Here is a 21,910-nt window from a genome sequence, read left to right as displayed (position 1 = left end):
CCCCGGCTTCCCGACCCGTGAGGACTACAGCTCCCTGATCCGGACGTCCCGGTAGGAGACGACGTCCGTCGTGCCGTGCACCTGCAGTCCGATGTAGCCGGAGGCGAACCGCCGCCCGTCCGTGCCCGGGTCGTCCGAGCGCGGCGGGGTGAAGTCCTGGCCGCCGGTGTTGTCGAACTCGTTGATCAGCACACCGTTGCGGTAGACCGAGTAGTGCTGGTCCACCACGCGGATCTCGTAGTCGTTCCAGGTGCCCTTCTGCGTCACGCCCGCGCCGGCCAGACCCACCCGGTCGAAACCGTAGACCGAGCCCGTCTTGTACATGTCGCCGGTGGGCGAGTCGAACACCTGCACCTCGTGCCCGTACTTGATGGCGGCCCACTCCGGCCGCGGCTCCTCCGGGTGGTCGTGTATCTGCGGGAACCGCACGAACACACCGGAGTTGGCGTTGCCGGTGCCCGGGGCGTCGTCACGCCACTGGAGCTTCAGCGAGAAGTCGCCGTACGTGCGCTCGGGGAACCACAGCATGCCGAGCCCGCCCCGGGTGGTGCCGGAGGTGATCGACCCGTCCGGGTTCAGCGCGAACGAACCGCCGCCCACCTGCTCCCACTTGGCGAACGACTCCTGAGTGCCGTCCATGATCTTGCGGTAGCCCTCGGTCCGGCCGGGCTCGCCGATGCCGGACTGCCGGGCCGCCTTGTTGATCGCCCGGTACTCCCGCTTGTCGATGACCCCTTCCTTCTGCAGCGCGTCCAGCACGCCCTTCACGTGCTTGAGGAACAGCGCCTGCGAGGTCCACTCCTTCTCGTCCTCGATCAGCTCGCCGATCCGGCACCGGTTGTTGGTGACCCGGTTCGGCACACCCGAGTCGACCGTGCCGACGATCACCGTCAACCGCTCGTCGTACTCCGGGCAGTTGGGCGCTGGCACCCCGCCGTCCGCCACGACCGTGAAGCTCACCGTGAGCGGCTCGGAGGTGTTGCCGGCCTTGTCGCTCGCCCGGTAGGCCACCGTGTGCCGGCCCGCCCGGTCGACCACCACCGGCTGGGTGTACGCCAGGTACGGCCCGCCGTCGAGCGAGTACTCGATGCCGGCGACGCCGGAACCTCCGTGCCCGTCGTCGGCGCCGATGGTCACGGTGGCGTCACCGACGTAGGCGCCGTCGGAGTTCCTGGTGCCCTCCACGGTCACGCCGGTCGCCGGCGGGGTGGTGTCCTGCGGGGGAGCGGCGACGACCGTGAACTCCACGCTCTTCTCCGCCGCCGCGTTGCCGGCCCTGTCGGTGGCGCGGTAGCGCACCGTGTGGGTGCCCACCTGGTGCACCATCACCGGACCGGTGTACGCCTGCCAGGCGCCGTCGGCGCCGATCGCGTACTCGATGGTGTTGACGCCGGTGCCGGTGTCCGACGCGGTGACGGTGACCGTCGCCATGTCGATGTAGTGACCGTCGTCGTTCTTCTCGCCGGCCACCGTCGCCGAGGTCTCCGGCGGGGTGGTGTCGTCCGACTGCGGGGCGACGACGGTGAACTCGACGTTCTTCTCCGCCGAGACGTTGCCCGCCTTGTCCAGGGCGCGGTAGCGCACCGTGTGCGTGCCGACCTGGTCGACCACGACCGGGGCGGTGTACGGCTGCCAGGCGCCGTCGGCCCCGATCGCGTACTCGATCCGCTCCACGCCCGAGTCCTCGTCGGTGGCCTCGACCGTGACGCTCGCCGAACCGACGTAGTCGTCCTCGGCGTTCTGCGAGCCGGTCACCTTCGCCGTGGCCTCGGGCGCGGTGGTGTCCTCGCCGCTGCCCTCGGTCACCGTGAGGATGCCCTGCATCTCGCCGTGGCCGGGGATGGTGCAGTGGTAGAAGTAGCGGCCCGGGGTGAGCGTCACCTCGGCGGTGTGCTTCCCGCCCTGGGCGTCGGCCGGATTGGCCAGGATGTTGAGCTGGACGTCGTTGTTGAACTCCGGGTCGGAGGTCACGAACGTCAGCGTGTGCGGCATCCCGGTGGTGTTGCCGGTCGCCGCGCTGTTCTCGAACACGATGGTCGCCGGACCGGCCACCGCGGTCGTCGGCGCGGACGTGTACTCGGTGATGCTGTCACCGGCGGTCCAGGTGAGCACCTGCTCCGCCGCCGCCGTGCCGGCGGAACCGGTCCCGTCGGCCGCGGAGGTCGTCGCCTGCAGGCCGAGCATCATGAGGAGGGCGGCCAGCAGGGCGGCCCACATTCTTCGTTGCCGTATCACTCGGTTCCCCTCGCCAGCTGACCGGCGGCCGGGGTCGGCCCGCCGCCCGTGTAGGTGACCCGCCACAGCGCGGACTTGGCGTCGGAGGTGAAGAAGCCGCGCCCGTAGTCGAGGACGTACAGCGAGCCGTCCGGACCGAACTTCCAGCCCATCAGGTTCTTGATGCCGTCGTTGCCGACCGGCACGATCTTCTTCAGGGACTCCGAGTGCACCGGAAGGCCGCCGTCGCCCTGCGTCTTCGGGTCCATCAGCACCGCGTTGCGCGGCTGGTCGGCGTCGTAGAAGTCACCGACGAACCACTTGCCGTCCCAGTACGCCGGCCACTTGACCTCACTGGCGCTGTCGGCGTCGTAGCGGTAGACCGGGCCGTTCATCGCGGCCTGGCCGCCGCCCTTGAGCCAGGGCAGCCGGTACGTGGCCTCGTCCTGCTCGTACGACGGGATGCCGCTGCCGTCGCGCGGGTAGTCCGGGCCGCCGCCCTGCGGCGAGTACCAGATGTTGTTGCCGGTCACCGGCGGCAGGTTGACCAGGCCGTCGTTGTTCGGCGACTCGTTCTTCGGGGCGTCGCAGTCGTACCAGCCCAGCGGCTTCGACGGGTCCGGCAGGTTCCGGTCCCGATAGGGCTGCTTGTTGCCCATGCAGTACGGCCAGCCCCGGTTGGACGCCTCGGTGATCACGGCGAACGTGTCGTACTTCGCCGGACCCCAGGTCGTCGACGGGGCGCCGGCGTCCGGGCCGACCCAGCCCGCGTACAGGATGTCGGTCGCCTTGTCGACGGAGATGCGCGCCGGGTTGCGCACACCCATCACGTAGATCTCGCCGCGCGTCTTGCCACCGCCCTCGGCGGTCTCCTTCCCGGTGAACAGGTTGCCCTCGGGCAGCGTGTACGTGCCGTCCGGCTCCGGGTGGATGCGCAGGATCTTGCCGTTGAGGTTGTTGGTGTTGCCGGCGGTGCGGCGCGCGTCCGCGAAGGACACGCCCTTGAAGTTGGGCTCCGGGTTGTTGCCCGAGTAACCACCGCTGAAGCCACTGGAGTTGTTGTCACCGGTGGCGATGTACAGGTTGCCCTTGGAGTCCCAGGCCATCCCGCCGCCCGCGTGGCAGCAGCTGTGGATCTGCACCGGCCACTCCAGCAGCACCTTCTCACTGCTCAGGTCCAGCTTGTTCGTGGCCCGGTCGAGCGTGAAGCGGGAGACCCGCCGGTCCGCCATACGCGTGTCCCGGTTGATCTCGGAGTGCGGTGTGTAGTGCAGGTACACCCAGCCGTTCTGCTCGAACCCCGGGTCGAGTTCGATGCCGAGCAGGCCCTCCTCGACCTTCCTCAGCTCGTCGCCGCCGCCCTTGTTGCCGAAGACGGTGAGCGCACCGGCGAGGGTGACCTTCTTGGTCTTCGGGTCGTAGACGTGGACCTCGCCCTTGCCCTTGCCGATGTCCGGGTCGTTCCAGTCGGTGACGACGGGCTGAGAGGAGTCGGCGCCGCCCCGGCCGATGTAGAAGACACGGCCGTCGGGGGCGGTGACCAGGCCGTGCGGTTCGCCGATCTGGTCGTTCCGGCCCGGCTGGTTGGGCTGGGTGAGCCGCTCCGCCTTGTAGTTGCCGGTGATGGTCGCCTTGCAGTCGGCCCGCACCAGGCGGGTGGTCCACAGCAGGGCGCCGCGCAGGTGGTCGCGGAAGTCGGTCTCGTCGTACGACGACACCGTGCCGCCCATACCGGTGTAGAAGGACCGGCCGCCGTCGTAGTCGCGGCACCAACTGACCGGGTGGTCCCAGCCGTTGGCGCTCGCCCCGGGCGCGTACGTCGACTCGCGCACCCTGGCGACCGTGTGCACGTCGCCGGAGGGGTTCTCCACCCAGTTCAGCCACTTGTCGGGCCGCTTCCACTGCTGCGGCAGGTTCTTGGTCGCCGGGTGCGCCCGGTCGCCGACCTCGACGGTCGCCCGCTGCACCGTGTCCGGACCGGACGCGGCCGGACGGGCGCCGATCAGACCGGTGAACCAGTCCGAGTAGGGCTCCGCGCGGGCCGCGTCGTGCAGACCGACGAAACCGCCGCCGGCCTCCATGTACGCCTCGAGGCCCGCCTCCTGGTCCGGGTCGAGGACGTCCCCGCCGCCGGTCAGGAACACGACGGCGTTGAACCGGCCCAGCTTCTTGTCGTCGGTGAAGACCGAGGCGTCGTCCGTGGCGGTGACCTTGAACCGCTGGTCCGCCGGACCGGACAGCCCGATCTTCTCGATCGCCGCGATCCCGGCGTTCACGAGCGGCGACTCGTCACCGCCGGCCGCGGAGCCGTGGAACAGCAGCACGCGTACGTTCGCGCCGCCCGGGGGCGACTTGATGGACATCGTTGTCAGGGACGGATCCGGGGCCGGGCGCGCGCTGGCGGCGGGACCCGACAGCAGCCCGGCGGCGACGACCCCGGCGGTCACGGTGGCCGCCCAGACGCGTCGTCTCGTTCTCGTCCTTCGTGTGCTTGTGGCGCTTGACGTGCTCAACCCTCTTAAGCGCATGGGTTCTTGATGCGATGTGGACCGCACGTGGCCACCCACCCCTCCTCGGTCGCAGCAACAGCGTCAAGGAAGCTAGACCTCTTTGCGCCACACGCCAATACCTATCGCAGTAATGAAACGAACTTTGTCCTGAGTGTGGATAAACCGGAGGGTGCCCGCTACGGTTTCACAGGTTCATGACAGCCACGTGGGGAGTTCGGCATGGACAGACGCGGTTTCAACCGGCGCGTACTGCTGGGCGGCGCTGCCGTCGCGACATCGTTGTCCATCGCGCCCGAGGCCGTGAGCGCGGCCACACCGGCGAAGACCGCGCCCGCCGGGGGCGAGGTGCGGCGCGTCAAGATGTACGCCGAGCGGCTGGACGGCGGACAGATGGGCTACGGCTTCGAGAAGGGCAAGGCCTCCGTCCCCGGACCGCTCATCGAGCTCAACGAGGGCGACACGCTGCACGTCGAGTTCGAGAACACCATGGACGTACCCGTGAGCCTGCACGTCCACGGCCTGGACTACGAGATCTCCAGCGACGGCACCAAGCAGAACAAGAGCGACGTCGAGCCCGGCGGAACCCGCACCTACACCTGGCGCACCCACAAGCCCGGCCGGCGCTCCGACGGCACCTGGCGGGCGGGCAGCGCCGGCTACTGGCACTATCACGATCACGTCGTCGGCACGGTGCACGGCACCGGCGGCATCCGCAACGGGCTCTACGGCCCGGTGATCGTCCGCCGCAAGGGCGACGTCCTGCCCGACGCGACCCACACCATCGTCTTCAACGACATGTCGATCAACAACAAGCCCGCCCACACCGGCCCGGACTTCGAGGCCACCGTGGGCGACCGCGTCGAGATCGTCATGATCACGCACGGCGAGTACTACCACACCTTCCACATGCACGGTCACCGCTGGGCCGACAACCGCACCGGCATGCTCACCGGCCCCGACGACCCGAGCCAGGTCATCGACAACAAGATCTGCGGCCCGGCCGACTCCTTCGGCTTCCAGATCATCGCGGGGGAGGGCGTCGGAGCGGGCGCCTGGATGTACCACTGCCACGTCCAGAGCCACTCCGACATGGGCATGGTCGGCCTGTTCCTGGTGAAGAAGCCGGACGGCACCATCCCGGGCTACGACCCGCACGAGCACGTCCACGGGGCGGCCGCGGAGGAGGGTCACGAGCACGGGCACTGACGCACCGGACATGATCCGAGAGCGCTCTCGCCCGTGTCCGGGCCGGGGCTATCCTTGCCCGCAGCCGCAGGTGAGGAGCCCCGAAGTGACCGACACAGTGCCGCGTCCCACGCTGGAGGCCGTGGCCGCGCGGGCCGGGGTCTCCCGGGCCACGGTCTCCCGCGTGGTCAACGGCTCCGACGGGGTGCGGGAGCGCCTGGCCGAGCGGGTGAGGCGGGCGGTGGAGGAACTCGGGTACGTGCCGAACCAGGCCGCCCGCAGCCTGGTGACGAAGCGGCACGACGCCATCGCCGTCATCGTGGCCGAACCGGAGACCCGGGTCTTCGCCGACCCCTTCTTCGCCCGGCAGCTGCGCGGCATCAGCAAGGAGCTGACGGCCCACGACAACCAGCTCGTCCTGCTGCTCACCGAGGACCGCGACGACCACGCCCGCGTCGGCCGTTACCTCGCCGGCGGCCATGTCGACGGCGCCCTGGTGTTCTCCCTGCACATAGACGACCCGCTGCCCGAACTGATCCAGCGGGCCGGCCTGCCGACGGTGTACGGCGGCCGGCCCGACTGGAACGGCGGACAAGGCGGCGTCTCCTACGTCGACAGCGACAACCGGGGCGGCGCCCGCGACGCCGTACGGCATCTGCTCGGCCTCGGCCGCGGCCGCATCGCCCACATCACCGGTGCCCTCGACCAGACCGCGGCGGTGGACCGGCTCGACGGCTTCCGGGACGTCATGACCGACGCCGATCCCCGGCTGGTCGTGGAGGGCGACTTCACCCCCGCGAGCGGCGAGCGGGCGATGCGGCGGCTCCTCGACCGCTGCCCCGGCCTGGACGCGGTGTTCGCCGGCAACGACCTCATGGCGGCGGGCGCCCTGCGCGTGCTGCGCGAGCACGGGCGGCGGGTGCCGGAGGACGTGGCGGTCGTCGGCTTCGACGACATGCTGCCGATCGCCGAACAGACCGACCCGCCGCTCACCACGGTCCGCCAGGACATCGAGGAGATGGGCCGGCTGATGGCCCGCCTCCTCCTGCGCGACCTGGACGGCACCGCCGCGTCCGACGAGAACGCCGGCGACAGCCCGGCCGGCGTGATCTTCCCGACGACCCTGATCCGGCGGGCGTCCGCCTAGGATCCCTGTCCAACCCCGGACAGTCGTGCCACCGCCACCGCCACCGCCACCGCCACCGTCACCGCGGGCAGTCGTGCCGCTGGGGCGGCACGGGTGGGCGCGACGGCACCCCGCAAGCGCCGGGCAGCGCGACCCACCTCCTGGCTCACACCAACGCCGGGCACCCCGCAAGCGCCGGGCAGCGCGAACACCCCGGGCCCACCCCGACGCGGCGCACCCCGCAAGCACCGGTCCGCAGACCCGTGACACACCCGTCCGGGCGCTCCATCGGCGACAGCCGGCAGGGTGGTGGAAGACTCGGCGGAGCAGGCGACGGGACCTCTCGAAGGAGGCACCATGCTCACCACCCGCTTCGTCGACGGCGCCCCGAACTGGATCGACGTCGGCACGTCCGACATCGAGGGCGCCGCGTCCTTCTACGGCGGCCTGTTCGGCTGGGAGTTCGCCCCGGCGGGACCCGACGCCGGCGGCTACGGCTTCTTCCGGCTGGCCGGCCGGATCGTCGCGGGCGGTATGCGGACCACACCGGAGCAGGGCCCGCCCGCGTGGACGGTCTACTTCCGGAGCCCCGACGCGGACGCCGCGGCGAAGGCCGTCCAGCAGGCCCGGGGCAGTGTGCCCATGGCGCCCATGGAGGTGATGGGGAGGGGCAGGACGGCGATCCTCGCCGACCAGGCGGGCGTTCCCTTCGGCATCCGGGAGCCGGCCACCCCCAAGGGCATCGAGGCGGCAGGCGAGGTCGGCACGCTGTGCTGGGCCGAGCTCTACACCCCGGACATCGCCCGGACCGCCGCGTTCTACCACTCCGTCCTCGGCTGGGAGACCTCGGCGGTGACCTTCCCCGACGGTGTCTACACCTCCGTCAACCCCGCCGGGACGGGCGAGGAGGGCATGTTCGGCGGGCTGGTTCCGCTGGCCGACGACCCCACCGAGGCGGAGACCGGCCGGCCCCACTGGCTGCCCTACTTCGGGACGGACGACACGGACGCCGTCGTCGCCAGGGCCGTAGCGCTGGGCGGCAGGGTGCGGCTGCCCGCCACCTCCCTCGCCGGCGTCGGCCGGCTGGCCCGCCTGGAGGATCCGTACGGCGCACGGTTCGCGGTCCTCAGAGGTGATCCGCGCGAGACGTGAGACACCCGGCGCGCCGCCGTGCGCGCCGGGTGTTCCGGCGTCATCATCATGCGGTCACGGAGGATCCCCGGGTCCTGTCGTTGATCCCGCGTTGATCGAACGTTTTTCGCCGCACGGCACGCTTCCGGTCATGCACACCGAAACGATCCCGTCGCCCGACCTCGCCTGGCAGGAGGAGGCGTTGTGCGCGCAGACGGGGGGAGACTTCTTCTTCCCCGAACCGGGCAGTTCGGTCCGCGAGGCCAAGCGGATCTGCGGCCTCTGCCCGATCCGCGCCGCCTGCCTGGAGTACGCCCTGACCCACGACATGCGCTTCGGCGTCTGGGGCGGCATGTCGGAGAAGGAGCGCCTGGAACTGCGCCGCGTCGCACGGTAGTTCCCGCCGGTCACCGGCCTTCGGCCCGTGGAGAACCGGTACGGCGGACGCCGCCCCCGTGGCTGGGACCAATGCGCGGCCGGACATGGCGCAGAGGCAGACGCACCGCTTTGCCCAGGCGGACACGCCGGTTCGGACCCGGCCGCCCGGGCGTCTTCCACATCGGAGCGCTCGACCCCGCCGAAGTCCTCGGGACCCAGCTCGTCAACGCCCTCGCGCCGGCGCTGCCGTGCGACCGGCTGCGCACCGGGCGCCCGGCGGAGCGCCGGCCGGACTTCCCGGCCGGCACCGCCCCGCCCGACGGCCGGCTCGTCCCGTGCAGGCAGGCAGGCGGCCGGTGCCCGGGGCGCCGTCCCGGTGGCCGACGCCCTCGCCTTTGGCCGTCCCGCCCCCTCATGTCCCGCGGCCGGTCCTCAGCGGCCGGCGCGGGCCGCCATCCGGGCCTTGCGGGCCGCCAGCTTCTCGTCGAACTTCGCGGCCTCCGCGTCCAGGCCGCCCATGAACAGTCCCAGTTCCTCCTGGGCCTTGACGCCCTCGGGGCCCAGCCCGTCGATCTCCATGACCTTCAGGAAGCGCAGCACCGGCTGGAGCACGTCGTCGTGGTGGATGCGCATGTTGTACACCTCGCCGATGGCCATCTGCGCGGCCGCCCGCTCGAACCCGGGGATCCCGTGTCCGGGCATCCGGAAGTTCACCACGACATCGCGCACCGCCTGCATCGTGAGGTCCGGGGCGAGTTCGAACGCCGCCTTCAGCAGGTTGCGGTAGAAGACCATGTGCAGGTTCTCGTCGGTCGCGATGCGGGCCAGCATGCGGTCGCAGACCGGGTCACCCGACTGGTGGCCGGTGTTGCGGTGCGAGATCCGGGTGGCCAGTTCCTGGAAGGCGACGTACGCGATCGAGTGGAGCATCGAGTGCCGGTTGTCCGACTCGAAGCCCTCGCTCATGTGCGACATGCGGAACTGCTCCAGCTTGTCCGGGTCCACTGCCCGCGAGGCGAGCAGGTAGTCCCGCATCACGATGCCGTGCCGGCCCTCCTCGGCCGTCCAGCGGTGCACCCAGGTGCCCCAGGCGCCCTCGCGGCCGAACAGGGTGGCGATCTCGTGGTGGTAGCTGGGGAGGTTGTCCTCGGTCAGCAGGTTCACCACCAGGGCGATCTTGCCGACCTCGGTGACCTTCGACTGCTCCTTGTCCCAGGCCTCGCCGTCCTCGAAGAAGCCCGGGAAGTTGCGGCCGTCGCTCCACGGCACGTACTCGTGCGGCATCCAGTCCTTGGTGACCGTCAGATGCCGGTTGAGCTCCTTCTCGACCACTTCCTCCAGTGCGTACAACAGCCGGGCGTCGGTCCAGACCGAAGGGCTGCCGAGGTGGGGAGAAGTGAGCGACACGGGTACTCCAGGGGACGGTGACAGCGGAAGTGCCGGCGAGCGGGCCGGGAACCTACGGAATCGTAGGCTACGAAGCCGTAGGTTACGTAGCCGTAGGCTAAGGGTGTCGTAAAGAGCCCTGATCAGCGGGGCCCGGACGGAGTACCGTCCCGGCGTCGAGCCGCAGGTCGCTGCGCCGTACGGGTGACACGGCCACCGGTCAGACGTACAGCTCCCGCAGGCGCACCGAGAGGCACGTCACACAGCCCCCGAGCTTCTCGAACTCGCCGATGTCCACCGGGACCGGCTCGTAGCCGAGGTCCGCGAACAGCTCCGCGGTCTTCGGCGCGCTCGACGCCATCAACAGCCTGTCCCCGCCGAGCAGCACCACATGCGCCCCGGCCGCCTCCGGCACCGGAAGGAAGCGCGGGAACAGCGACGGCGCGTCCATGTCCGGGATGTGTCCGGCGACCGTCTTGTCCGGCAGTGCCGTGACCGCCGACCTCAGATGCGGCACCTTGGCGACCGGCACGACGGCCACCCGTGTCCCCAGCGGTTCGAACGCGGCCCGCACCTGTCGCACCCCGGCCGCGTCGGTACTCACCCACTGCCTTGAAGGCATGGGAGGTCCCCCCGGCCGCGGCCCGCGTACCCATGTCGCCGACCTTCAGCACATCGCCGCCATCCAGGTTGCCCCGCTCCCGGACCCAGTTCACCGAACAGCCCGGGGACGCCACGGCCTCCTCGACGCCGGCGGTCTCCGCGCGGCGGGACCCGGCACCGGACCGGACGATCAGCGCCACGTTCCGGAACATCACCGCCGTGTCCTCGACGAACACGGAGTGCGGGCAGTCGTGGGCCGGGTCGGCCTCGATCCTCTCCCGGCCGTGGCGCGCGACGCCTCCGGATACGCCTCCCGCTGCTCCACCGCGCGGTCGACGTCGACGCCCTCCCGCTCGATGTGCGTCACCGGCCCCTCGGCCGGACGGGGAGCGGGACGGCGGACGAGGGCCTTCTCGCCGGGCACGAGTGGCACTCCGCATCGGACGGGGCGTGTGGTGGCCGTGCCGGGGCGGTCCGCGGAGCGGCCGGTCTCCCTCGGGCACCGGTCCAGCCGTCGTGCGGGGCCTCGGGTACCGGCCCAGCCGTCGTGCGGGGCCTCGGGTACCGGCCCAGCCGGCGTGCGGGGTGGGTCCGGACAGGGCCGTCCCGGCGACGACGGGATGTACCACCGGTGACGGTCTCAGTGCCCGGCCCGCCGCAGATGCTCCCCGGTGAAGGACCCTTCGGCGACGAGCAACTCGGCCGGTGTGCCCTCGAACACCACCCGGCCGCCGTCCCTCCCGCCGTCCGGGCCGAGGTCGATCACCCAGTCGGCGCGGGCGACGACGTCCAGGTTGTGCTCGACGACGATGACGGTGTTGCCCGCGTCCACCAGCCGGTCCAGCAGGCCGACGAGACCGTCCACGTCCGCCATGTGCAGCCCGGTCGTCGGCTCGTCGAGCACGTACACCACCCCCTTGCGGTGCAGTCGGGTGGCCAGCTTGATCCGCTGCCGCTCACCACCCGAAAGGGTGGACAGGGGCTGCCCCAGCGCGAGGTAGGTGAGGCCGACATCCCGCAGGGCGCGCAGCCGGCGCCGTACGCCCGGGTCGTGGAAGAAGTCCAGCGCCTCCTCGGCCGTCATCCCGAGCACGTCGGCGACGGACCGGCCGCCGACGGTCAGCCGCAGCACCTCGTCCTTGAACCGCCGCCCCTCGCAGGTGGGGCAGGTCGTCGTCACCGGGTCCATGAAGGCCAGATCGGTGTACATGATCCCGCGGCCCCCGCAGGTCCCGCAGGCGCCGTCGGAGTTGAAGCTGAACAGCCCGGGTTCGGCGCCCGTCTCCCGCGCGAAGATCTTCCGGACCGTGTCCATGATCCCGAGATACGTCGCCGGGGTGGACCGTGCCGAGATGCCGATCGAGGACTGGTCGACCACCACGGCGTCACCGTGCACGGCGGTGAACTCGGCGACCAGCGTGCTCTTGCCCGAACCCGCCACCCCCGTCACCGCGGTGAGCACACCGGCCGGGAAGCGCACGGTGATCTCGCGCAGATTGTGCCGGCCGGCCCCCTTCACCCACAGCTCGCCCGCCGCCACCCGCACCTCGCTCTTGACCGCCGTGCGCCGTCCCAGGCACCGCCCCGTGAGGGTGCCCGAGGCGGCCAGCTCCCGGGGCGTCCCCTCGAACACCACCCTGCCGCCCTCGGCGCCCGCCCCCGGGCCCATGTCGACGACATGGTCGGCCAGCGCGATGACGTCCGGATCGTGCTCCACGACCAGCACCGTGTTGCCCTTGTCGCGCAGCCGCAGCAGCAGCTCACCGAGCCGGTGGACGTCGCGCGGATGCAGTCCGACGCTGGGCTCGTCGAAGATGTACGTCATCCCGGTCAGGCTGGACCCCAGATGCCGCACGGTCTTCAGCCGCTGCCCCTCGCCGCCGGAGAGCGTGGACGTCTCCCGGTCGAGGCTGAGGTAGCCGAGACCGATCGTCTCGATCCGCTCCAGTGCGGCGACGGCGGCCCGGGCGACGGGACCGGCCACCGGGTCGTCGATCTCCCGCAGCACGGCGACGAGGTCGGTGACCTGCATCCCGGCGCAGTCGGCGATGGACCGCCCGCCGATCCGGGAGGCCAGCGCCGCCTCGTTCAGCCTGGCTCCCCGGCAGGTGGGGCACACGCCCTCGGCCAGGAACTCCCGCACCATGTCCCGGGTCTTCTGGCTCATCCCCGCCAGATCCCGCTTCAGGTACAGCCGTTCGAAGCGGTCGGCGAGTCCCTCGTACTCCGTGGTCCAGGTGCCGCCCGTGCCGTTCACGGTGACCTTGCTGCCGGGGCGCCCCCGCATCAGGAACTCCCGCTCGGCCGCGGTGAACTCCCGCACCGGCTTGTGCGGGTCCAGCTCGTCGCTGTTGGTGTACGCCTGCCCCTGCCAGGTCCCCGCCGCGAACGGCGGGAAGCGGACCGCCCCGTCGGCGAGGGAACGGTCCGCGTCGAGGACACGGTCCCAGTCCGGCCGCACGGTCCGGCCCAGACCGTCGCACACCCGGCACATGCCCGACGGGTCGTTGAACGAGTACGCCGTCGCCGGACCGGCGCTCGGTGTGCCGTGCCGGGAGAACAGCACCCGCAGCACCGAGTAGACGTCCGTCATCGTCCCCACCGTCGACCGGGAGTGGCCGCCGACGGGCCGCTGGTCGACGACGATCGCGGGCGTCAGGTCCTCCAGGGCCTCCGCGTGCGGCCGCTCGTACTTGGGCAGCCGGTTGCGGACGAACCAGGTGAACGTCTCGTTGAGCTGCCGCTGCGACTCGACCGCGATCGTGTCGAAGACGACCGACGACTTCCCCGACCCCGAAACGCCGGTGAACACGGTCAGCCGGCCCTTCGGGATGCGGAGCGTGACGTCCTTGAGGTTGTTCTCCCCGGCTCCGGTGATGGTGATGTACTCGCTGGACTGGCTCATACCGCCGACGTTAGGCGGGATACCCGACAGCTTCTGTCGTGATTTCCCTCAGCCCTCCCTCCTCCATCAGCAGCCACCGGGTGATGCCGATCGATTCCAGGAACGGCAGATCGTGACTGGCCACGATCAGGGCTCCCTCGTACGACTCCAGCGCGGTGGTGAGCTGCCGGACGCTCGCCATGTCGAGGTTGTTGGTCGGCTCGTCCAGCATCAGCAGCTGCGGCGCGGGCTCCGCCAGCATCAGTGCGGCCAGCGCCGCCCGGAACCGCTCGCCGCCGGAGAGCGTCGCCGCCTTCTGGTCGGCGCGGGCGCCCCGGAACAGGAAGCGGGCGAGCCGGGCCCGGACCCGGTTGTTGGTGGCGGCCGGAGCGAACCGGGCCACGTTCTCGGCGACGGTCAGCTCCGGGTCGAGGACGTCGAGCCGCTGCGGCAGGAACCGCAGGGGCACATGGGCCCGCGCCTCGCCGGAGACCGGCTCCAGCTCCCCGGCGATCGTGCGCAGCAGCGTCGTCTTGCCCGCGCCGTTGCGCCCGATCAGCGCCACCCGCTCCGGCCCGCGCAGATCGAAGCCGCCGCCCACCCGGGCGCCGTACGCCAGTTCCAGGTCCATGAGGGTGAGGACGTCACGGCCCGGCGGTACGGCCGTGTACGGCAGGTCGACACGGATCTCGTCGTCGTCCCGCACGGCGTCCACCGCGTCGTCGAGGCGTTCCCTGGCCTCGGCGAGCTTCTCCTCGTGCATGATGCGGTGCTTGCCCGCGGACTCCTGCGCCGCGCGCTTGCGCGCCCCCATGACGATCTTCGGCTCGCGCTTCTGGTCCCACATCTTCTGCCCGTACCGCTTGCGGCGGGCCAACTTGACCTGCGCGTCGACCAGTTCGCGCTTCTGCTTGCGGAAGTCCGCCTCGGCGGCGCGCACCGTGCGCTCGGCGGCCTCCTGTTCGACGGCCAGGGCCTCCTCGTACGCCGAGAAGTTGCCGCCGTACCAGGCGACCTCTCCGGAGCGCAGGTCCGCGATCTGGTCGACCAGTTCCAGCAGTTCGCGGTCGTGGCTGACCACGACCATGACGCCCGGCCAGCCCGCGACGGCCGCGTACAGCCGCCTGCGGGCGTACAGGTCGAGGTTGTTGGTGGGCTCGTCGAGCAGCAGCACGTCCGGGCGTCGCAGCAGCAGTGCCGCCAGCCGCAGCAGCACCGACTCGCCGCCCGACACCTCGCCGACGGTGCGGTCGAGGCCGATGTGCCCGAGGCCGAGCTCGCCGAGCGTGGCCAGGGCGCGTTCCTCGACGTCCCAGTCGTCGCCGACGGTCTCGAAGTGCTCCTCGGTCACGTCGCCCGCCTCGATGGCGTGCAGCGCGGCCCGCCGGCCGGCGATGCCGAGGGCCTCGTCGACCCTCAACGCGGTGTCGAGCGTCACGTTCTGCGGCAGATACCCCACCTCGCCGGCGACCCGGACGGCGCCGTCGGCCGGGGTGAGCTCACCGGCGATCAGCTTCAACAGGGTCGACTTGCCCGACCCGTTGACGCCGACGAGGCCGGTGCGGCCGGGGCCGAAGGCGACGTCGAGGCCCTCGAAGACGGCGGTGCCGTCGGGCCAGGTGAAGGTGAGGGACGTACAGGTGAGGGAAGGTGACATGCGGGCCTCCGCGGTTGCTCGGGGCGATCAGGGGCAAACGCGTATCGAGACACCGCGGGACGAGGACCGGCAGCCGGGAGGGAAGACCTGGGCATGAGAAAAGCCCTGTTCCGCAAGGACGGCTCGAACGCCGAGGTCGCACGCGACGTACACACCTGAGCGGTGTGACGCGGTGTCTCAGAACCTCAGACGAGCAACGTCCTTCTCCATTCGACGGCAACAGGACCGCTGTACACCGTAGGAGTGCCCGGAACGGCTGTCAACGGCTTTTCGGAGCACGACGTCACCGCCCCCGAGGAGGCCCCCGTGCCCGACGGCCCGCTCTCGCTGCCGGCCCGCCTGTGTCTGCTGGCCTGGGACACCGACCCGTCCCGGCAGGCCCCCGCGGCGCGGGCCGGAGCCCTCGCCGAGCTGGCCCGGCGGGGCCTGCTGACCGACGACGACGGCATCGCCACACCCCGTGACCTCGACTCCCGGACCGGTGACCCGGTGCTGGACGGTCTTCTGGAGCTGGTCAGCGAGTCCTGCCCGCACCGCTGGCGCGTCTGGGTGACGCTGCGCGCGGGGTACACCCTGGACGCGGTCCGGGAGCAACTGGTGGCCGAGGGAGTGCTGCGCGCCGAGAAGCACCGGGTCCTCGGGGTGTTCCCGTCGGTGGAGCACGTCCTGGCCGACACCGCCCGCGCGGACGCCCTGCGCCGGGAGGCCCACCGGATCCTGGCCGGATCCACACCGGTGGAGGACGTCCCCGGGCCGACCGCGACCGTACTCGCCCTCGCGGCCGCCGCGGGCCTGCCGCCGGCCCCGGACGGCTGCTCCTGGGACGGGCGCGCGGAGACCCTGACCCGCCGCGCCGGAGCGGCGACGCCCGCGTTCGAGGCCGTCCTGCGCGAGCTGTGCGCGGGGCTGCGGGACGAGGCGCCGATGGCCTCGCTCACGAGGGGGCGATGAGCCCTCGCCCGGCGAGGGCCCGCCCCTGCGGGGACGCCACATGTGGGTGCGTCATATGTGGGTGTGTACATGTGGGTGCGCCATATGTGCACACGTCATGTGCTCTCGCCCGGCGCTGTCGACCAGCGCCACACTCCGGTGCACACGGGCGGTACCCCGTGCGGATGCGTTGCCCGGAGCCCGGGGCCGTCGACCCGGAACGGCAGGAATCCCGCCGACGCGATCCACGCGCCCGCTGCCTGTGACGCCCGGTCCCGGACCGCCCCGGTCTCCCGTGCCGCGCGGGAACCGCACGGCACGCTCGACGCGCCGGTGAGCAGCGGGTGCCGGCCGTACGCGTCAGACGTCGCGCATCAGCTCCGCGAGATCGTGGTCCAGGTCGAGCCGGAGGTGCTCCAGACCGGTCGGCACCAGCTCGCCGGTGGCCTCCAGGAACCGGCGCAGCTCGCCCGAGCGGACATGCACGACGGCGGTCCCCTCGGGGGCGTGGAACTCCAGCACGGTGCGGTCGTAGCCGTACGGCCGGACCCGTACGTCGCCGTCGCCCTCGGGCTCCTGCATCCCCGCGGCGAGCAGGTCACGGGCGAAGGTCCAGCAGACCTCGACGCCCTCCAGGGTGGCGGGCGCGGGGAAGGTCATGCGGACGGCGAACGGGTCGTCGCGGTCGTAGTGCAGGGTGGCGGGAATGCTCGGCATCCGCGGCGCGGCGGCGACGAGACGGGCCTCGACGGTCTGCTCGATGACGGTGGACAACGCCTTGCTCCCTCATGACGGCTGGACAGGCTTCCGGGGCGGATCGGGTCGGCTACTGGATGAGACGACGGAATCGGCCAATCCGTGCGCACGAAAGGCGAGTGACCTCTGTCACCGCCTTCATGCACCCGAGTGACACGGCTCTCCTCGGGTGGTCTCCGAGGCACTGGTACCGTCCGACGCACCTCCTGTCCGCCCGGGCGGCCCTCCGGACGGTGCCCGGGCGGCGGGCTGGCTTCGCCCGCCATGAGGCGTCTGGGGAGCACGCGACCGACAGGACGGACGAGACGGACGCGCCGCCGGGTGACCGCGGCAGCCGTGTGCGCGGCGGTCCTGGCCGCCCTGACGGCCGTACCGGCCCAGGCACACGGACCGGACCGCGGGGCGTCGCCGCACTGGGCCCTCAAGGACACCGGAACCCCGGACGTGCGGTTCCGCGGACTGTCCGCCGCCGGCCGCGACACCGCCTGGCTCCCGCACAGCCGCACCGCCGCCCTCGCGGTCGGCCCCGCCGGCACCGACCTGACCACCGACGGCGGACGCACCTGGCGGACCGTCGACACCGGCTCGTACGACACGGTCGACTGCGCGTCCGGCCACGGCTGCCGGGCGGCGGGGGAGAAGGGAGGGGCTGCCCGCCTGGAGCACTGACGCGTGCGGTGGGTCCTGATCGCTGCCACCGTGGGTACCCGTTCGCTGTACGCGAGAGGAAGTGAGCGGACATGCCAAGCGGTTCCAGCCCCAAGCGGGAGCGTCAGTACGAGCACATCAAGGACAGTGCGGAGGACCGGGGCGAGAGCACCGGACGCGCCAAGGAGATCGCCGCCCGGACGGTGAACAAGGAGCGCGCCCGGTCGGGCGAGTCGAAGACGGCCGGCCGCACCTCGACGCAGGACATGTCCTCCGGCAGGCGCGGCGGCCAGAGGTCCGGCAAGGGTTCCCGGGGCCCCACGCGCGACCAGCTGTACGAGGAGGCCAAGAAGCGCGGCGTCGAGGGCCGTTCGAACATGAACAAGGACCAGCTCCAGCGGGCGCTCGGCAAGTGAGCCGCCTTCGCGCGAAGGGGCGGGGCCGGGAGGCGCCCTCCGCGCGGAGCACGCGTGCCCCGTAGGCTCAGGGGCACCATGACGACCGTACGCACACCGGCCGGTTGGCCCGTGACCGAGGAAGAGGCCCGCGCGGTCCAGGACGGCCTGCGCGCGCGGGTGGTGCTCGACGAACCGGGCCCGCCGCCCGGGACGGGCCGTGTCACCGGAGTCGACGTGGCGTACGACGACGAGCGGGACGTCGTCGCCGCCGCGGCCGTCGTCCTCGACGCGGCGACCCTCGACGTGGTCGCCGAGTCCACGGCCGTCGGCCGGATCTCTTTCCCGTACGTTCCCGGACTGCTCGCCTTCCGCGAGATCCCCACCGTGCTGGCCGCCCTCGATGCCCTGCCGTGCCCGCCCGGCCTGGTGGTCTGCGACGGCTACGGCCTCGCCCACCCCCGCCGCTTCGGCCTGGCCAGCCACCTCGGTGTCCTCACCGGCCTGCCGACGATCGGCGTCGCCAAGAACCCCTTCACCTTCACCCACGACGAACCGGGCACTTCGCGCGGGAGCGCGTCCCCGCTGCTCGCCGGCCGCGAGGAGGTCGGCCGCGCCCTGCGCACCAGGGACGCCGTCAAGCCGGTCTTCGTCTCGGTCGGCCACCGCGTGAGCCTGGACAACGCCTGCGCCCACACCCTCGCCCTGACCCCCGCCTACCGCCTCCCGGAGACCACCCGCAGGGCCGACGCCCTGTGCCGCCGCGCACTCGCCGGGGCCGCCCCCGTTCAGGAGGTGTCCTCGGCACTGCACCGCCCCGCCTCGCGGTGCTCCGAGTCGTAGATCACCGACCCGCCCCCGGGCTCCCTCGCGCAGTGCCGCGGGCCGATCCGGCGTGGACCGCGCCCGTGCGGTCTGAGTACCGCTCCTGAGTACCTGTACGGATGCCGGCCCCCGCCCGCCCCGGCAGGCTGACGCGCATGACAACGCACCGTGCGCCCAAGCCTGTTGCCGCCGACGGACGGCCCGTCGAGCGGGCCGTGACCGTCGCCCTCGCCCTCGCCGTACCGGCCGGGCTGGGCTGGATCGTCGGGATGATCTACACGCTGGCCGAGTGGCCGCTGTAGCCTCCGCCCGGCCGGACGTCACCGGATCGCGGCGACGCGGAAGCGGAGTCCCGCCGCGCGGAGGCGGTCGATCAGCGCGTCGCCCATCGCCACCGCCGTCGTGACCTGGCCGGCCGTCGGCGGGAGGTCGTCGAAGGCCAGGCAGAGGGCCCCCTCGGCCAGCATCTTCGCCGTCTCGTCGTAACCGGGGTCACCGCCCGCGACCTCCGTGTACACCCGGCGCCCGCCGCCCCCGCCGACGAAACGGACGGAGAACCAGCTCCGGGCGCGCTTCTCGGGGCCCGGCCCGCCGCCGGGCCCGAGCCGGTCGGAGAGCCGGCGGCGCAGCGGCGGGAGCTGGGCCGCCGTCACCAGCGCGCCCATGGCCGCCACCCCGCCCACCGCCACCGGGAGCCGCCGCACGGCCGCGTAGTGCCGGTAGCGGAAGTCGGGGCCGTACCGGTCGAGTGCCCTGGCCGAACGGCGCACGATCTGCGCGTCGATCGTCGGCAGGGGCAGGGCCCAGGCGCCGGCCTCCGGCGCGTAGCGCGGCGCGCCGGCCGAGGCGGACACCCGGCGGCCCACCAGCCGCGGTTCATGGCGCCGGCGGTCCAGGGCCGCCGCGCGGAGCCCGCGGTGCCGGGCGAACTGGTTCAGCGCCGAGGCGAAGGTCCCGCCCGAGAAGGCCGCGTCGACGGTCACGAAGCCGTCCACGGTCAGCGGCACCCCTTCCGGGAGCTGCCGCACGGTGAAGTACGCGCCCAGGTCGTGCGGCACCGAGTCGAAGCCGCAGGCGTGCACCAGACGCGCCCCGGTCTCCCGCGCGCGTGCGTCGTGCCGGACGTACACCAGGTCCACGAACTCCGGCTCACCCGTGAGGTCGACATAGTCCGCGCCGGTGTCCGCGCAGGCGGCGACGAGTTCCTCGCCGTACTCCACGTAGGGACCCACCGTCGTGGCGAGCACGCGCGCGTGCTCGGCGAGAGCGCGCAGCGAGGCCGGGTCGGACACGTCCGCCCGCAGCAGCCCGACCTCCGCGCCGCCGGGCAGCCGCTCCCGCAGCCGCTCCAGCTTGTCCGCGCTGCGGCCGGCGATCGCCCAGCGCAGCCCGGCGGGGGCCCGGGTGGCGAGGTACTCGGCGGTGAGCGTTCCGACGAAGCCGGTCGCTCCGAAGAGCACGATGTCGTACGGACGGTCCGTCCTGTCCAGCCTGCTCATGACACCCCTTGGTCGTGCAGCCGCGCCGCTGTCGGTGGCCGAGGCTAGCGTGAGGGGTGCGGAGCCCGACGACGAGCCCGGAGGAAACCGATGGCCGTGCCCCCGAACGCCCCGAAGAAGTGGGAAAAGTGCGCGACCGTGCCCCGGGGCTGCCGGGAGCCGCCGAGGAGCACCCCTGGGACGAGACGGTCGCCAAGGCCGACGGGAAGGTGTTCGTCTTCCTCGGTGTCGCCGACGGCGGTCACCCCCTGGGGTGATGGTGAAGCTCAAGGGCGAGACGGCGCACGCCCACGCGCCGACCTGCCCCCGGTGCCGAGCCCGCCGGGTACGGCCGGGGGAAGGCCGACTGGGTGAGGGTCCCGCTGGAGACCGAGGGTGCCCCGGCCGCCGAGCTGCTGTGCGACCGGGTGGAGGAGAGCTGCGGAGCCATCGCTCCGCAGCGGCTCGCGGCAAAGCTCGACGCACGGTGAGCGAGCGCGCGGACCGGCGAGGGAACAGCACCGCGCCGTAGAGTGGCCAAGCGCTTGCTCGCCCGGTCTTGTGCCGGGTGGAACGCGTTCCTAACATTCCAGGTGTTACACCGGAAGTGTCACAGCCGATGGGGGCTCGATGACGGAGGCGAAGGCGCCCGGACACGGACCGCTCGGCGGCGTGCGCGTGGTCGAGCTGGCAGGGATCGGTCCCGGCCCGTTCGCCGCCATGCTCCTCGCCGACCTGGGCGCCGATGTCGTACGCGTGGACCGTCCCGGCGGCCCCGCACTCGGGATCGACCCCGCCCTCGACGTCACCAACCGCAACAAGCGCTCCGTGATCGTCGACCTGAAGGACCCCGGCGGCCCGGCCCGCGTCCTCGACCTGGCCGAACGCGCCGACATCCTCATCGAGGGCTACCGCCCCCAAGTCGCCGAGCGGCTCGGCGTCGGCCCCGGGGACTGCCGCGCCCGCAACCCGCGCCTGGTCTACGGCCGGATGACCGGCTGGGGCCAGCGGGGCCCCCTCGCCGACCGTGCGGGCCACGACGTCGCCTACATCGCCCTCACCGGCACCCTCGGCATGATCGGCGACCCGGACAGGCCCCCGGCCGTCCCGGCCAACCTGCTCGGCGACTACGCCGGCGGCTCCCTCTACCTCGTCGTCGGTGTCCTCGCCGCGCTGCACCACGCACGCGCGACCGGCACCGGGCAGGTCGTCGACGCCGCCATCGTGGACGGCACCGCCCACCTCTCCACGATGATCCACGGCATGCTCGCCGCCGGTGCCTGGCAGGACGGGCGCGGCGCCAACCTCCTCGACGGCGGCTGCCCCTACTACGGCACCTACGAGACCGCCGACGGCAGACACATGGCGGTGGGTGCGCTGGAGCCGCGGTTCTACGCCGAGTTCCTGCGCCTGCTCGGCCTGGACGGCCAGGCCGGGGCCCACACCGACGTCACCCGCTGGCCGGAGCTGCGCGCACAGGTCACCGCCCGCTTCAAGACCCGCACCCGCGACGAGTGGACGGCCCGTTTCGACGGCTCCGACGCGTGCGTGGCGCCCGTGCTGTCGCTGCGCGAGGCCCCGCACCACCCGCACCTCGCCGCCCGCTCCACCTTCACCGACCACGCCGGCATCACCCAGCCCGCACCGGCCCCGCGGTTCTCCGCGACCCCCACCACCGTCCGTACCGGACCCGCCCGGCCGGGCGCCGACACCGACGACGTGGCCCGCGACTGGGACGTACCACGCCTGCTGTCCTCGACTTCGAAGCCCCCGAAGCCCTCGAATCCTCAGTGAAAGGCCCTCC

16 protein-coding genes, 1 tRNA gene and 3 pseudogenes are annotated in these 21,910 nt (G+C 72.2%); 12 read left to right on the top strand and 8 right to left on the bottom strand.

Going from position 1 to position 21,910, the window contains the following annotated elements:
* Positions 1 to 24: 24 nt before the first annotated feature.
* Positions 25 to 2,217 (bottom strand): OmpL47-type beta-barrel domain-containing protein, encoded by a 2,193-nt coding sequence (locus ACFXAE_RS18060; protein WP_384715242.1) that lies wholly within the window; start codon positions 2,215 to 2,217, stop codon positions 25 to 27.
* A gap of 14 nt (positions 2,218 to 2,231) precedes the next feature.
* A complete protein-coding gene (locus tag ACFXAE_RS18055; protein WP_384715239.1) occupies positions 2,232 to 4,742 on the bottom strand; it encodes a ThuA domain-containing protein in 2,511 nt (836 codons plus the stop codon).
* Positions 4,743 to 4,943: 201 nt separating this feature from the next.
* Between ACFXAE_RS18055 and ACFXAE_RS18050 the strand changes: the two genes are divergently transcribed.
* From ACFXAE_RS18050 to ACFXAE_RS18030, 5 genes are all read left to right on the top strand, one after another.
* Positions 4,944 to 5,930: a multicopper oxidase domain-containing protein gene (locus ACFXAE_RS18050; RefSeq protein WP_384715236.1), complete on the top strand. Its 987-nt coding sequence runs from the start codon at positions 4,944 to 4,946 to the stop codon at positions 5,928 to 5,930.
* Between the two features lie 85 nt (positions 5,931 to 6,015).
* Positions 6,016 to 7,056: a LacI family DNA-binding transcriptional regulator gene (locus tag ACFXAE_RS18045; protein WP_384715234.1), complete on the top strand. Its 1,041-nt coding sequence runs from the start codon at positions 6,016 to 6,018 to the stop codon at positions 7,054 to 7,056.
* A gap of 336 nt (positions 7,057 to 7,392) precedes the next feature.
* Complete coding sequence (locus ACFXAE_RS18040) at positions 7,393 to 8,187, top strand: VOC family protein (protein WP_384715231.1); 795 nt, start codon at positions 7,393 to 7,395, stop codon at positions 8,185 to 8,187.
* Between the two features lie 130 nt (positions 8,188 to 8,317).
* Entirely contained in the window at positions 8,318 to 8,563 is a 246-nt protein-coding gene (locus ACFXAE_RS18035) for a WhiB family transcriptional regulator (protein WP_384715228.1), read from the top strand.
* A gap of 79 nt (positions 8,564 to 8,642) precedes the next feature.
* Positions 8,643 to 8,714: transfer RNA gene (locus tag ACFXAE_RS18030), tRNA-Gly, on the top strand.
* Positions 8,715 to 8,976: 262 nt separating this feature from the next.
* Here ACFXAE_RS18030 and ACFXAE_RS18025 read toward each other — a convergent pair.
* The 4 genes and pseudogenes from ACFXAE_RS18025 to ACFXAE_RS18010 all read right to left on the bottom strand — a co-directional run bounded on the left by ACFXAE_RS18025 (position 8,977) and on the right by ACFXAE_RS18010 (position 15,074).
* Positions 8,977 to 9,951, bottom strand: a complete 975-nt coding sequence (locus ACFXAE_RS18025; protein ID WP_384715225.1) for an acyl-ACP desaturase — start codon at positions 9,949 to 9,951, stop codon at positions 8,977 to 8,979.
* A gap of 199 nt (positions 9,952 to 10,150) precedes the next feature.
* Positions 10,151 to 10,957: pseudogene (locus ACFXAE_RS18020) on the bottom strand (N(G),N(G)-dimethylarginine dimethylaminohydrolase).
* Positions 10,958 to 11,173: 216 nt separating this feature from the next.
* Positions 11,174 to 13,438: an ATP-binding cassette domain-containing protein gene (locus ACFXAE_RS18015; protein ID WP_384715222.1), complete on the bottom strand. Its 2,265-nt coding sequence runs from the start codon at positions 13,436 to 13,438 to the stop codon at positions 11,174 to 11,176.
* A gap of 10 nt (positions 13,439 to 13,448) precedes the next feature.
* Positions 13,449 to 15,074: an ABC-F family ATP-binding cassette domain-containing protein gene (locus tag ACFXAE_RS18010; protein ID WP_384715219.1), complete on the bottom strand. Its 1,626-nt coding sequence runs from the start codon at positions 15,072 to 15,074 to the stop codon at positions 13,449 to 13,451.
* 243 nt (positions 15,075 to 15,317) lie between these two features.
* Here ACFXAE_RS18010 and ACFXAE_RS18005 point away from each other — a divergent pair, with 243 nt between their 5' ends.
* Positions 15,318 to 16,025, top strand: a complete 708-nt coding sequence (locus ACFXAE_RS18005) for a GPP34 family phosphoprotein (RefSeq protein ID WP_384715216.1) — start codon at positions 15,318 to 15,320, stop codon at positions 16,023 to 16,025.
* A gap of 339 nt (positions 16,026 to 16,364) precedes the next feature.
* On the opposite strand, the gene ACFXAE_RS18000 is transcribed toward ACFXAE_RS18005, so the two are convergent.
* Positions 16,365 to 16,778: an SsgA family sporulation/cell division regulator gene (locus ACFXAE_RS18000; protein ID WP_384715213.1), complete on the bottom strand. Its 414-nt coding sequence runs from the start codon at positions 16,776 to 16,778 to the stop codon at positions 16,365 to 16,367.
* Between the two features lie 465 nt (positions 16,779 to 17,243).
* Here ACFXAE_RS18000 and ACFXAE_RS17995 point away from each other — a divergent pair.
* The 4 genes and pseudogenes from ACFXAE_RS17995 to mmpA form a co-directional block, all read left to right on the top strand.
* Positions 17,244 to 17,429, top strand: a pseudogene (locus ACFXAE_RS17995) (oxidoreductase); the annotation flags it as partial.
* Positions 17,430 to 17,500: 71 nt separating this feature from the next.
* Positions 17,501 to 17,824 carry a plasmid stabilization protein gene (locus tag ACFXAE_RS17990; protein ID WP_384715210.1) on the top strand — a complete coding sequence of 108 codons (324 nt, stop codon included), beginning with the start codon at positions 17,501 to 17,503 and terminating at the stop codon, positions 17,822 to 17,824.
* 78 nt (positions 17,825 to 17,902) lie between these two features.
* A complete protein-coding gene (locus tag ACFXAE_RS17985; RefSeq protein ID WP_384715207.1) occupies positions 17,903 to 18,646 on the top strand; it encodes an endonuclease V in 744 nt (247 codons plus the stop codon).
* Positions 18,647 to 18,783: 137 nt separating this feature from the next.
* Positions 18,784 to 18,930, top strand: coding sequence for a morphogenic membrane protein MmpA (mmpA, locus tag ACFXAE_RS17980; protein WP_384715204.1), 147 nt, complete (start codon positions 18,784 to 18,786; stop codon positions 18,928 to 18,930).
* Positions 18,931 to 18,948: 18 nt separating this feature from the next.
* Here the strand turns inward: mmpA and ACFXAE_RS17975 are convergent, their stop codons facing one another.
* Positions 18,949 to 20,127, bottom strand: coding sequence for a saccharopine dehydrogenase family protein (locus tag ACFXAE_RS17975; RefSeq protein WP_384715201.1), 1,179 nt, complete (start codon positions 20,125 to 20,127; stop codon positions 18,949 to 18,951).
* A 90-nt stretch (positions 20,128 to 20,217) separates the two neighbouring features.
* Here ACFXAE_RS17975 and ACFXAE_RS17970 point away from each other — a divergent pair.
* Positions 20,218 to 20,597, top strand: a pseudogene (locus tag ACFXAE_RS17970) (MmcQ/YjbR family DNA-binding protein).
* 139 nt (positions 20,598 to 20,736) lie between these two features.
* Complete coding sequence (locus ACFXAE_RS17965) at positions 20,737 to 21,900, top strand: CaiB/BaiF CoA transferase family protein (protein WP_384715198.1); 1,164 nt, start codon at positions 20,737 to 20,739, stop codon at positions 21,898 to 21,900.
* The last annotated feature ends 10 nt before the right edge of the window (positions 21,901 to 21,910 follow it).

It is taken from the genome of Streptomyces sp. NPDC059454, from assembly GCF_042749965.1.
Taxonomy (GTDB): Bacteria; Actinomycetota; Actinomycetes; order Streptomycetales; family Streptomycetaceae; genus Streptomyces.
Note: the sequence above shows the minus strand (reverse complement) of the source record. Positions and strands in the feature narration are given on the sequence as shown.